Source organism: Bradyrhizobium glycinis (assembly GCF_016031655.1).
GTDB classification, from domain to species: domain Bacteria; phylum Pseudomonadota; class Alphaproteobacteria; order Rhizobiales; family Xanthobacteraceae; genus Bradyrhizobium; species Bradyrhizobium glycinis.
Window position 1 is genome coordinate 105,825 of record NZ_JACCHQ010000011.1, and the last position, 12,343, is coordinate 118,167.

Sequence of the window (12,343 nt, forward strand, 5' to 3'; positions counted from 1 at the left end):
GATATCGCCATGAGCTTTTCGACTGCAGGTTATCAACTGGCGCCCGTGCTGCCCGAGCTCGTGCTCGCGGTCGGCGCCATGGCGCTTCTCATGCTCGGGGCCTATCGCGGGCAGGAGACGACCAGGACCGTCACGTCGCTGGCGGTGGTGCTTCTGATCGTAGTCGGCGCGCTCGTCTACATGCAGCCCGCGGGCAAGCAGGTGACGTTCGGCGGCAGCTTCGTCGTCGACGACTTCGCCCGCTTCATGAAGATCCTTGCGCTGATCGGCTCGGCGGTGACGCTGATCCTGTCGACCGAGTTCCTGTCCGACCCGTCGCGCCGCATCTTCGAATATGCCATCCTGGTGCTGCTCTCGACCCTCGGCATGATGGTGCTGATTTCGGCCGGCGACCTGATCTCGCTCTATCTCGGCCTCGAATTGATGTCGCTGGCGCTCTACGTCGTGGCGGCCTCGAACCGCGACAACGCCAAGTCGACCGAAGCCGGCCTGAAGTATTTCGTGCTCGGCGCACTGTCCTCGGGCATGCTGCTGTACGGGGCATCGCTGGTCTATGGCTTCACCGGCACCGTGAGCTTCGCCGGCATCGCCGCGGCCGCGACGGTCTCGAATGTCGGCCTCGTGTTCGGCCTCGTCTTCCTGCTCGTCGGCCTCTGCTTCAAGGTTTCGGCCGTGCCGTTCCACATGTGGACGCCAGACGTTTACGAGGGCGCGCCGACCCCGGTTACCGCCTTCTTCGCCTCGGCGCCGAAGGTCGCCGCGCTCGCCGTCTTCACCCGCGTCACGCTGACTGCATTCCCGGGTATCGTCTCGCAATGGCAGCAGATCCTGGTGTTCGTGTCGATCGCCTCGATGGCGCTGGGCTCCTTCGCCGCGATCGGCCAGAGCAACATCAAGCGCCTGATGGCCTATTCGTCGATCGGCCACATGGGCTTCGCGCTGGTCGGCCTTGCCTCCGGCACGGTGGAAGGGGCGCAGGGCGTCCTGATGTACATCGTGATCTATGTCGCGATGACGCTCGGATCGTTCTCCATCATCCTCGCCATGAAGCGCAACGGCCAGGCCGTGGAGCAGATCAGCGATTTCGCCGGCCTGTCGCGCACCAATCCGCTGCTCGCCTTCATGTTCGCGATGCTGCTGTTTTCACTCGCCGGCATCCCGCCGCTCGCCGGCTTCTTCGCCAAATGGTACGTCTTCGTCGCCGCGATCAAGGCGAACCTGTTCACGCTCGCTGTCATCGGCGTCCTGACCAGCGTGGTCGGCGCCTATTATTATCTCGCCATCGTCAAGACGATGTATTTCGACGAGCCGGCCGGCCGGGTCGATCCGCTGCGCATCGAGGTGCGGACGGTGCTGGCCGTGGCGGGCCTGTTCAACCTGCTGTTTGCGCTGTTCGCGGGGCCCGTGGTGAGCGTCGCCTCCGCCGCGGCAAAGTCGCTGTTCTAGGATGGCATTCGCGCTCGGTCCTTGCGCATCGGCCGCGGGCTACAAGCTCGCGGCGTTCGAACGGACCGGCTCGACCAACACCGAGGCGATCGAGCACGCCCGCTCCGGCGAACGTGGCCCGATGTGGTTCGTGACCTCCGAGCAGACCGCCGGTCGCGGCCGGCGCCAGCGCGCCTGGATCGCGCCGCGCGGCAATCTCGCCGCCAGCATTCTCGAAGTGATGGACGTCGCCCCCGCCGTCGCCGCCACGCTCGGCTTTGCCGCAGGGCTGGCCGAGGAGGCGGCGCTGGAGAAGGTGAGCGCCGAGGCCGCGCTCCGTCTCGGCGAAGGCCGGCCCCGCTACGCCCTGAAATGGCCGAATGACGTGCTTGCCGGCGGCAAGAAGTTGGTCGGAATCGGACTTGAGGCCGAGGCCGTCAATGGTGGCCTCGCCGTCGTGGTCGGCATCGGCACCAACGTGGTTGCCGCGCCCGAGGGCACCCCGACACCCGCGGTGTCGCTTGCGGCGCTCGGCGTCCAGATCAGCGCCGAGGAGCTGTTCACGGCTCTGTCCGATGCCTGGGTCGAGTTCCGCGGCATCTGGGACAATGGCCGCGGCTTTGCCGAGATCCGCAGGCGCTGGCTGAAGCGCGCCGCCGGCCTCGGCGAGAAGGTTGCCATCCACACGGGAACCATGACGCTGGAAGGTGTTTTTGACACCATCGACGACGCCGGCTGCCTGATCGTCCGCACTGCGGAGGGCCGTCTTGTGCCGGTGGCGGCGGGCGAGGTGTTCTTCGGCCCCGTCGCCTCGGTGGGAGCTGCGTGATGGCAAGGCCGGACGAATTGGTGTTTGCGCCGCTCGGCGGGGTCGGCGAGATCGGCATGAACCTGTCGATCTATGGCCTCGGCAACCGCCACCAGCGCGCCTGGCTTGCCGTCGATCTCGGCGTCTCCTTCGGCGACGAGGAGCATCTGCCGGGCATCGACCTGATCATGCCGGACATCTTCTTCCTGGAGAAGGAACGCAAGAACCTGATGGGTCTCGTGCTGACGCACGCCCATGAGGACCATTTCGGCGCCATCATCGACCTCTGGCCGAAGCTGAAATGCCCGATCTACGCCACCAGGTTCAGCGCGGCGCTGTTCGAAGCCAAATGCGCCGCCGAGCGCAACGCGCCAGAGATTCCGGTCACCGTGGTGCCATCGGGCGGCCGTGTCGATATCGGCCCGTTCAACGTCGAATTCATCCCCGTCGCGCATTCGATTCCGGAAGCGCATGCGCTCGCGATCCACACCGAACCCGGCATCGTGCTGCACACCGGCGACTGGAAGATCGACCCGACCCCGACGCTGGGCGCGCCGACAGACGAGAAGCGGCTGCGCGAATTGGGCGAGCAGGGCGTGCTCGCTTTGATCGGCGATTCCACCAACGCCGTGCGCGACGGCCGTTCGCCTTCCGAGGCCGAGGTCGCCAGGACCATCATCGACCTCGTCAAATCCGCCAAGGGCCGCGTCGCGGTCACGACGTTCGCCTCCAACGTCGCCCGCGTCAAAGCGGTGGCCGACGCCGCGAAAGCCGCCGACCGCGAGGTCGTCGTGGTCGGCCGGGCCATGGAGCGTGTGGTGCAGGTCGCGCGCGAGACCGGCTATCTTGAGGGCGTGCAGAACTTCCGCTCGCCCGAGGTCTACGGCCACCTGCCGCAGGACAAGGTGCTGGCGCTGTGTACGGGAAGCCAGGGCGAGCCGCGCGCCGCGCTGGCCCGCATCGCCAATGACGACCATCCCGAAATCACGCTCAACCGCGGCGACAGCGTCATCTTCTCCTCGCGCACCATTCCCGGCAACGAGAAGGCGGTCGGCTCGATCATCAACAATCTGGTGCTGCAGGGCGTCGAGGTCATCACCGACCGCGATGCGCTGGTCCACGTCTCCGGTCATCCCCGCCGCGACGAGCTGCGCGATATGATCTCCTGGGTGAAGCCGCAGCTCCTGATCCCGGTCCACGGCGAGGCGCTGCACCTGCACGAGCATGCCAAGCTCGCCCGCGCCGCCGGCGTGCCGCGCGTGCTGGTCTGCCGCAATGGTGACCTCGTCAAGCTCGGCCCCGGCGATCCCGGCATCGTCGGCGAGGTGCCATCGGGCCGTCTCTACAAGGACGGCACGATCCTGGAAGACTCCAAGTCCCGTGCCGTCATCGAGCGGCGGCGCATGGCGTTCTCCGGCTGCGCCTTCGTCGCCATCGCCATGACCGCCCAGGGGGAGCTGGTCGACGAACCCGAGGTCGATCTGGTCGGCATCCCCGAGAAGAACCGGGCCGGGGAGACCTTCGACGACATCGTCTTCGATGCCGTGATGTCGACCATCGAAGGTCTGCCGAGGGCGCGACGGCGCGATCCGGACGCTCTGGCCGAGTCGGTGCGACGCGCTGTCCGGGCCGTGATCAACGAACATTGGGGCAAAAAGCCCCCCTGTCTGGTACATGTACTGACGGTATAGGGAGGGGAATATGCTGGGCCGGCTCAACCATGTCGCGATCGCGACCAAGGACGCGGTCAAGGCCGCGAAGATCTACGGTGCGGCGTTCGGCGCCCCGATCTCGGAGGCCGTGCCGCTGCCGGACCACGGCGTCACCACCGTGTTCGCGACCCTGCCAAACACCAAGATCGAGTTCATCGAGCCGCTCGGCGAGGACTCTCCGATCGCGAAGTTCATCGAGCGCAATCCCGACGGCGGCATCCACCATGTCTGCTACGAGGTCGTCGATATCATCGCCTCGCGCGACACGCTGGTGAAGGAGGGCGCCAGGGTGCTCGGCGACGGCGTGCCGAAGATCGGCGCCCACGGCAAGCCGGTGCTGTTCCTGCACCCCAAGGATTTTTCCGGCGCCCTGGTCGAGATCGAGCAGGCGTAAGGCCGCGTCATGGCCATCCAGATCTCCACCGCGCTTGCGATCTACTTCGTCATCTGGTGGGTCGCCCTGTTCCTGACGCTGCCGTTCGGCGTGCGCAGCCAGCACGAGGATGGCGTCGGCGCCCCCGGCACCGACCCCGGCGCGCCGATCCTGACGCGGATGGGCCGCAAGCTGATCTGGACCACGATCATCTCGGCCGTGATCTACGGCCTCGGCATCGCGGCCTATCGTGCCGGCTATCTCTCGATCGAGCGCCTGTCGAAATTGATGGGAATGCCGTTTTAGTTTCATCTCTCCCTTCGGCTACACGCTGGTGGCGGACAGCGTCTATTGTGATTACGATCCGGTCAAAAGAACGGCTGGGATCGGCTCGAGCTTCCTGGAGCGGGAGTAACGATCCGGCCATGCCAAGCATGGGATGGGATCGTCATGGGGCAGGGGGATTACCAGATTCTGCATGAGGCCGACTTGCGGGCCTATCTCGCCGGCCTGCCGGACCTGAAGGGGCTGCTTGGCGGCGAGCCGGCCGCGTGGGCGATCACCGAAGTCGGCGACGGCAACCTCAACCTCGTCTTCATCGTCAAGGGCGCGCGCGGCGGCATCGCTGTGAAGCAGGCGCTGCCTTACGTTCGCCTCGTCGGCGAGAGCTGGCCCTTGCCGTTATCGCGCGCCCATTACGAATATCTCGCGCTGATGCGGCAGGCCCAGCTCGCGCCGGGCCTCGTGCCGGCCGTGCTGCACCACAACGTGGCCCTGGCGCTGATCGTGATGGAGCTGCTCGAGCCCCACATCATCATGCGCAAGGGGCTGGTCGCGGCAACGCGCTATCCGCGTTTCGTGGACGACATCACGACCTTCATGGCGCGGACGCTGTTCTTCACCTCCGACCTCGCGCTATCAGCGGCCGAGAAGAAGGAAGCCATCGCCGCCTTCGCCGGCAACCACGCGCTGTGCAAGATCACCGAGGATTTGATCTTCACCGATCCCTACCGCATCGCCGAGCAGAACCGCTGGACCGCACCCTATCTCGACGGCCTCGCCGCGAGCTTGCGCGAGGATTTGGAGCTGCACGTTGCGGTCTCCCGGCTGAAGCTGAAATTCATGGCGAGCCCGGAAGCGCTGATCCATGGCGACCTCCACACCGGCTCCATCATGGTCACGAACAGCCAGACCCGGGTGATCGACCCGGAATTCGCATTCTACGGTCCGATGGGCTTTGACGTCGGTGCCGTGCTGGCCAATCTCCTGATGGCCTATTTCGCCTCCGCCGGCCACGAGCGCGCGCCGGGCGAACGGGCGGCATTCGAGGCCTGGGTGCTGGAGACGGTCGAGCAGGTCTGGACCGAGTTCGCCCGAAAATTCCTCGATCTCTGGCGCGCCGGCGCGGCCGGTGACGCCTATCCGCCCTCGCTCTTTCCCGGCGAGAAGGGGGCGGCGCGGCTGGAGGCCGAGCGGCAGGCCTACATGCAGCGCCTGTTCACTGATGCGGTCGGGTTCGCCGCCGCAAAAATCATCCGCCGCATCTTCGGTCTTGCCCATAACATCGACTTCGAGCTGATCGAGGATGCAAAGAAACGCGCGATCAGCGAGGCCCGTGCCGTGCGGCTGGCGCGCGTGATGATGGTGGAGCCGGGGGCATTTCCCGTGATCACCGACGTCACGGCCGCCGCGCGAAACCTGCGCGATTGGGTGCCGGAATTGTCCGGCTGAGAGGGCTTCGCTCGCGCGCGCTCCACGGTGCTTCTGGGGCCCCCGTCGGCATGCCCGCCCGATGACGCACCGCGTCAATGCCCCGCCGAAGGACTGCCTCAGGAACCGGCATCGCCTGCCGTCAAAACGAAGCTTGCCTTCGGCCGCCGACGAGTGATCAAATCTGGTTTCGGAATACGCCTGCGTCGGGGGGACATATGATGTTCAAGACCATCGCGATCGTTGCCGGTTTGGGACTGGCGCTCAGCGCCACGGCGGAGGCGCAGACGCCGCGCAAGGGCGGAACCATCCGCATGACGGCGCCCTACGGCTCGAGCTTCACCAGCCTCGACATTCACACCACGCAGCGAGCCCAGGACGAGATCTACGCCAAGGCCTTGCACCGTTCGCTCTACATCTGGAATTCGGCGGAAGGGAAACCAGTGCTGGAGCTTGCCAAGGAGGACGTGGTTTCGGGCGGAGGCCTCGTTCACACCTTCAAGCTGCGCGATGATGCCTATTTCCACAGCGGCCGCAAGATGACCGCCGACGACGTCATCTGGTCCTACAACCGCATCATGGACGGCAGCAAAGCCTATCCCGGCGCGCGGTACGTCCGTGTGATCGAGGGCGCGGCCGCAGTGGAGAAGGGCCAGGCCAAGGAGATCTCCGGCCTGAAGAAGATCGACGACTTCACCATCGAGATGAAGCTGACCGAGAAGGTCGATCCGGGCTTCTACTTCTTCACCGCTCTGACCTCGATCTATCCCGCCGACGAGGCCGCCAAGGAGAGCTTCATCCAGAAGCCGATCGGTCTCGGGCCCTTCAAGTTCGTCGAGCACGTGCCGGGATCGCGCATCGTCCTGGAGCGCTGGGACCGCTTCTACAAGCCCGGCAAGCCCTATGCCGACAAGATCGTCGTGTCGGTCATGGGCGAGGCTGCGGCGCGCGACGTCGCCTTCCGCAACAAGGAGATCGACACCTCGGTGCTGGGACCTGCGCAATACGTCGCCTACCAGTCCGACGCCGAACTCAAGGGTACCATCGTCGAGGTTGCCGAGGTGTTCACCCGCTATATGGGGATGAATCCCGCGTTCAAGCCGTTCTCCGACAAGCGCGTGAGGCAGGCGATCAATTACGCCATCGACACCGACTTGATCATCAACAAGCTGGTCAAGGGCAAGGCCTACCGCGCCACCAGCTGGCTGCCGCTGACCGCGCCGGGTTACGACAAGACGATGAAGCCTTATCCCTACGATCCCGCCAAGGCCAAGCAGCTGCTCACCGAGGCCGGCTACGCATCCGGTTTCGAATTCGAATGGACCACCAGCCAGAATGAGAGCTGGGGCCTGCCGATCGTATCGGCCGTCATCCCGATGCTGGACAAGGTCGGCATCAAGGCCAAGGTCAAGCAGGTCGAGACCGCGGTGCTGGCGGAGGTGGTTCGCACCGGCGATTACCAGGCCTTCATCTATTCCCAGGCAAGCGGCCCGGATCCCCAGGCCGCGCTGAAATGCTTCCATTCGGCGACGCCGCAGTCGGCCTGCAACTACACGACCTTCAAGAATGCCGAGTTCGACAAGATCATCGATGAGGCCGGGCAGGCCGACGACATGGCCAAGCGCATCCAGCTGCTGCAGAAGGCCAATGCGCTGCTCTACGAGGAGGCACCGGTCTGGTTCTTCAACTACAACAAGGCGGTCATGGCGGTGCAGCCGTGGCTGAAGGGCATTCAGCTGAACGCGACGGAGCTGACCCACCAGAACGTCGAGGATCTCTGGGTCGACGAGACCTCGCCCGCGAAGTGACACGCGCGCTCCCTCCAGCGCGACGGGCGAGGGAGGGAGCGGGGAAAAGTTGAGATGCTCGCGTTCCTGATCCGCCGCGTCCTGCAGACCATCCCGACCGTGCTCGCCGTGGTGCTGCTGGTGTTCGTGCTGTTCAGCGTCGTTCCCGGCAGCATCGTCTCGAGCATGAGCGACGACAGCGATCCGCAAGTCGAGCTGCGCATGAAGAAGCAGCTCGGCCTCGATCAGCCCGTCTATATGCGCTTCGGCGCCTATGTCGCGCGACTCGCGACCGGCGATCTCGGAGCCTCGTTCCGGACCCGTGAGCCTGTCACGGCCATGATCGCCAAGCGGGCCTGGCCGACACTGCAACTGATCTTCGCATCCATGGCGTTTGCGGTACTGCTCGGCGTGCCGCTCGGCTTCGTCGCGGCCTTGCGGCCGGGCAGCCTCGTCGACACCGTCTCGATGATGCTGGCGGTGTCGGGCCTGTCTTTGGCCAAGTTCTGGCTCGGACTGCTGTTGATGTACCTGTTCGCGCTCAAGCTCGGCTGGCTGCCGAGTTTCGGCTATGGCGATGGCAGCCTCAAATATCTGATCCTGCCCGCCGTGACGCTCGGCGTCTCGCCGATGGCGCTGCTGGCGCGGACGACGCGCGCCGCGGTGCTCGAGATCATGACCGCGGACTTCGTCCGCACGGCGCGTTCGAAGGGCATGAGCGAGACCAGGGTCGTGAAATGGCACGTGATGCGCAATGCGCTCGTTCTCATCCTCACGACCATGGGTCTGCAATTCGGCGCGTTGATGGGGCAGGCGGTCGTGGTCGAGAAATTGTTCTCCTGGCCGGGCATCGGCTCGTTGCTGGTCGACAGCGTGCTCCAGCGCGACATTCCCGCCGTCCAGGGCTCCATCCTCGTCGTGGTGCTGTTCTTTCTGTCGATCAATCTCTTGATCGACGTGCTCTACGGCGTGATCGATCCCAGGATCAGATACGCATGAAGCTCCGCGCCAATCTCGTCATCGGCGGGTCGTTGTTCGCGCTGGCGATCCTCGTCGGCCTGCTCGCGCCCTGGCTGGCACACACCGATCCGGTCATGGACGCCAACCTCATGAATGCGGAGGAGCCACCGAGCTGGACCTGGTGGTTCGGCACCGACGCGCAGGGCCGCGACATCTATTCCCGCGTCCTCTACGGCGCGCGCGTCTCTCTGACGGTCGGCATCGTCTCCCAGCTCATCAACAGCGTCATCGGCGTGGCGCTCGGCCTGAGTGCCGGCTATTTCGGCGGCTGGTGGGACGATGTCGTCAATGCCCTGACCAATCTCATGCTCGCGATTCCCTCGCTGATCTTCGCGCTCGCCATCATGGCGGTGCTGGGTCCCGGCCTGACCAGCCTGTTGATCGCGCTCGGGCTGACCAACTGGTCGTTCACCTGCCGGCTCGCACGGGCCTCGGCGCTGTCGCTGCGGAGCCAGGGTTATGTGCAGGCGGCAACCGTGCTTGGCTACGGCGATGCGCGCATCATGATCACGCAGCTGCTGCCGAACATGCTGGGACCGATCGTCGTCATCGGCACGCTGGGCATGGGCAGCGCGGTGCTGTCCGAAGCCGCATTGTCGTTCCTGGGCCTCGGCGTCCGCCCGCCCTTTCCGAGCTGGGGCAGCATGTTGTCGGAGGCGCGTGAGCAGATCACGACGGCGCCGTGGCTTTCGATTTTTCCCGGTCTTGCCATCTTCCTGACCGTGCTCGGCCTCAATCTGCTCGGCGACGGTCTGCGCGACATTCTCGATCCGCAATCGCGGAGCCGGCGCACATGACCGGCAGTCCGCTGCTCGAGGTCGAGGATCTCCGCATCGATCTCGATGACGGATCGAGGCGCGTTGCCGCGGCCGAAGGCGTTTCATTCCGCATCGATCGCGGCGAGACGTTCGGCCTCGTCGGCGAGTCCGGCTGCGGCAAGAGCATCACGGCGCTCGCCTTGATCGGCCTGCTGCGGCCGCCGCTCTCGATCGGCGGCGGCGTCATCCGGTTCGAGGGACAGGAGATCCAGCACCTGTCCGCCGCCGGGCAACGGCAGCTGCGCGGCAATCGCATCGCCATGATCTTCCAGGAGCCGATGACGGCGCTGAACCCGGTCTCGCCCGTGGGGCGGCAGATCGCCGAGATGTTCGTGCTGCACAAGGGCAAGAGCTGGCGGGAAGCCAACCAGCTGGCGGTCGAGGCGCTCGCGAGCGTCCGCGTCCCCGCGCCGGAGCGGCGCGTCAAGGACTATCCGCATCAGCTGTCCGGCGGGATGCGCCAGCGCGTGATGATCGCGATTGCGCTCGCCTGCGGTCCGGACCTCTTGATCGCCGACGAGCCGACCACCGCGCTCGACGTCACCGTGCAGGCGGAGATCATCGAGCTGATGCGCAATCTGTGCGCCGAGCGTGGAACGGCGATCCTGATGATCAGTCACGATCTCGGCCTCGTTGCCAATGTCTGCCGCCGCGTCGCCGTCATGTATGCCGGCCGCATCGTCGAGGAGCGCGGCTCCGCCGACATCTTCCGCGCGCCCTCCCATCCCTATACGCAGGGCCTCGTCGACTCGCTGCCGCGGCTCGGCAGCCGCGCCGCGCACGGCCGCAGCAGGCTGAAGGAGATCGCCGGCGTCGTGCCTGCGATTACGCGCTTCCCCGATGGCTGCCGGTTCAATCCGCGTTGCGCGCAGGCGACCGATATTTGCCGAACCACCGCGCCGCCGATGGAAGAGCTGGAGGCGGGCGGTTTCGTCCGGTGTCACCACCATGCATGAACCGCAGGGCAGAGCGGACGACGACGTCATCCTCAGCGTGGAGGATCTCGCCGTTCATTTTCCGCTTCGAGGCGGCCTGCTGGGCCGCGGCCGGCGGCTGCTCCGCGCCGTCGACGGCGTTGACCTTAGGCTGAAACGCGGCGAATGCCTCGGCCTCGTCGGCGAGTCCGGCTCCGGCAAGTCGACGGTCGCGCTCTCGATCCTCGGCCTGCTCACGCCGACGCGCGGCCGCATCGTGCTGGACGGGCAGGTCGTCACGAACCGGCAATCCGGCGACCGCAAGGCGCTCGCCCGCATCGTGCAGATCGTGTTCCAGGATCCCTACGCCTCGCTCAATCCGCGCCAGACCGTTCGCCGTACGCTCGAAGATCCCCTGCGTGTGCATGGCGTGACCGCGAAAAGCGAGATCGAGGACCGCGTCGCGACCATGCTGAGGCATGTCGGCCTCCGCCCCGAGCAGGCCGACCGCTATCCGCATGAATTCTCCGGCGGCCAGCGCCAGCGCATCGGCATTGCCCGCGCGCTGATCCTCAACCCCAGAATCGTCATCTGCGACGAGCCGGTCTCGGCGCTCGACGTCTCGATCCGCGCCCAGATCATCAATCTGCTACTGGAATTGAAGGACACGCTCGGCCTGTCCTACATCATGATCAGCCACGACCTCGGCGTCGTCGAGCACATGAGCGACCGCGTCGCCGTGATGTATCTCGGCCGCATCGTCGAGAACGGCCATTGGCGCGAGATCTTCGAGCGTCCCGCGCATCCCTACACGCAGGCCCTGATCGCGGCTATCCCCGATCCCCTGCGCCATGCCCCGCTGGCAACGACCGGCGGCGACCTGCCCAATCCACTCAACCCGCCGAACGGCTGCGCCTTCAGCCCGCGATGTCGGTATGCGGAAGCGGTGTGCCGAAGCGAGCCGGAGCCAACGCTGGAGATGCGGGCGGATGGGCATGCGGTGCGGTGCTGGCGAGCTGACGAGATCGCCAGTCAGACGGCATTGGCCGCGACCTAGCGACTTGCTCAATGTCCGCTTCGACCCGAAAGCGACCGAATTGCTGTGCCGCTGCGAAGTGACGCGATGGGCCGAGAGGCGACATCAAAGATTTTTCGATGTAGCGGGCCTATTTTGGTGGCGGACTGTCAGCGTTCCAAGTGTCGCGCCAATAGAGCCATTTACCGCCGACCTTTTTCGATACTGACAGAAACTTGCCGGTCTCGACCACATTCCCTGCCTTGTCCTTGATCGTATAGGAGCCCGAAGACCAGCCCTGGTTGCCGTTGGCGCCGCCATCCTGTTTGTCGGCGAAACTGAACACAAGGCCGGCCTTGGCTGCTTCCGACGACATGTTCGCCAGGAAAGTGCGAATGGCGTCGCGACCCGTCACAGCCGGTGCGTTGGGCGGCATCAACACTGCGCGTTCGTCGTACAACTTCGCCATCGCATCGCCGTCGGCGGCCGTGAAGCCTTTTAGCCAAGCCTGATCGGCCGCATGGAGTGCCTTCACCTCCGCCTCCGGTCCGGCAGCCCACGCCGGCAAACCTACAACGGAGAACATCATGAAGAACGATATGACATTTGCGACTTGAGCTACTGTGCGCATAGCTATTCCTCCGCGTGGCCCACCCGCGCGCTCAAGGTAGCACTTCAGTCGCCAGAGGGAAGGCGGCTCAGGCGGTCGCATCTCGGCCTCGGCCTAGCAGCGCTGAAAAGCTCCAGGCCTCAATGCGTAA

At 65.5% G+C, this 12,343-nt stretch carries 12 protein-coding genes; 11 read left to right on the forward strand and 1 reads right to left on the reverse strand.

Annotation, left to right across the window (positions count from 1 at the left end):
* Nucleotides 1-9: 9 nt before the first annotated feature.
* The 11 genes from nuoN (at nucleotide 10) to HZZ16_RS17985 (ending at nucleotide 11,624) form a co-directional block, all read left to right on the forward strand.
* On the forward strand, nucleotides 10-1,446 hold the full coding sequence (gene nuoN, locus HZZ16_RS17935; RefSeq protein ID WP_197950051.1) for an NADH-quinone oxidoreductase subunit NuoN: 1,437 nt from the start codon (nucleotides 10-12) through the stop codon (nucleotides 1,444-1,446).
* 1 nt (nucleotide 1,447) lies between these two features.
* Nucleotides 1,448-2,254, forward strand: coding sequence for a biotin--[acetyl-CoA-carboxylase] ligase (locus tag HZZ16_RS17940; protein ID WP_197950053.1), 807 nt, complete (start codon nucleotides 1,448-1,450; stop codon nucleotides 2,252-2,254).
* Nucleotides 2,254-3,924, forward strand: coding sequence for a ribonuclease J (locus HZZ16_RS17945; RefSeq protein WP_197950056.1), 1,671 nt, complete (start codon nucleotides 2,254-2,256; stop codon nucleotides 3,922-3,924). The genes HZZ16_RS17940 and HZZ16_RS17945 overlap by 1 nt, the downstream gene beginning before the upstream one ends.
* A gap of 10 nt (nucleotides 3,925-3,934) precedes the next feature.
* Nucleotides 3,935-4,339: a methylmalonyl-CoA epimerase gene (mce, locus tag HZZ16_RS17950; protein ID WP_197950058.1), complete on the forward strand. Its 405-nt coding sequence runs from the start codon at nucleotides 3,935-3,937 to the stop codon at nucleotides 4,337-4,339.
* 9 nt (nucleotides 4,340-4,348) lie between these two features.
* Nucleotides 4,349-4,624, forward strand: coding sequence for a DUF1467 family protein (locus HZZ16_RS17955; protein WP_197950060.1), 276 nt, complete (start codon nucleotides 4,349-4,351; stop codon nucleotides 4,622-4,624).
* A 144-nt stretch (nucleotides 4,625-4,768) separates the two neighbouring features.
* A complete protein-coding gene (mtnK, locus tag HZZ16_RS17960; RefSeq protein WP_197950062.1) occupies nucleotides 4,769-6,049 on the forward strand; it encodes an S-methyl-5-thioribose kinase in 1,281 nt (426 codons plus the stop codon).
* 197 nt (nucleotides 6,050-6,246) lie between these two features.
* Nucleotides 6,247-7,836 carry an ABC transporter substrate-binding protein gene (locus HZZ16_RS17965; RefSeq protein WP_197950064.1) on the forward strand — a complete coding sequence of 530 codons (1,590 nt, stop codon included), beginning with the start codon at nucleotides 6,247-6,249 and terminating at the stop codon, nucleotides 7,834-7,836.
* A gap of 54 nt (nucleotides 7,837-7,890) precedes the next feature.
* The gene (locus HZZ16_RS17970; RefSeq protein WP_197950066.1) at nucleotides 7,891-8,814 is read left to right on the forward strand and encodes an ABC transporter permease; all 924 of its coding nucleotides are present in this window, start codon (nucleotides 7,891-7,893) and stop codon (nucleotides 8,812-8,814) included.
* Nucleotides 8,811-9,632, forward strand: coding sequence for an ABC transporter permease (locus HZZ16_RS17975; RefSeq protein WP_197950068.1), 822 nt, complete (start codon nucleotides 8,811-8,813; stop codon nucleotides 9,630-9,632). The genes HZZ16_RS17970 and HZZ16_RS17975 overlap by 4 nt, the downstream gene beginning before the upstream one ends.
* Complete coding sequence (locus HZZ16_RS17980; RefSeq protein ID WP_197950070.1) at nucleotides 9,629-10,609, forward strand: ABC transporter ATP-binding protein; 981 nt, start codon at nucleotides 9,629-9,631, stop codon at nucleotides 10,607-10,609. The genes HZZ16_RS17975 and HZZ16_RS17980 overlap by 4 nt, the downstream gene beginning before the upstream one ends.
* Nucleotides 10,602-11,624 (forward strand): ABC transporter ATP-binding protein, encoded by a 1,023-nt coding sequence (locus tag HZZ16_RS17985; protein WP_197950072.1) that lies wholly within the window; start codon nucleotides 10,602-10,604, stop codon nucleotides 11,622-11,624. Before HZZ16_RS17980 ends, HZZ16_RS17985 begins: the two co-directional genes overlap by 8 nt.
* A gap of 109 nt (nucleotides 11,625-11,733) precedes the next feature.
* Here HZZ16_RS17985 and HZZ16_RS17990 read toward each other — a convergent pair whose 3' ends face one another.
* Nucleotides 11,734-12,213 (reverse strand): YybH family protein, encoded by a 480-nt coding sequence (locus HZZ16_RS17990; RefSeq protein ID WP_197950074.1) that lies wholly within the window; start codon nucleotides 12,211-12,213, stop codon nucleotides 11,734-11,736.
* Between the last annotated feature and the right edge of the window lie 130 nt (nucleotides 12,214-12,343).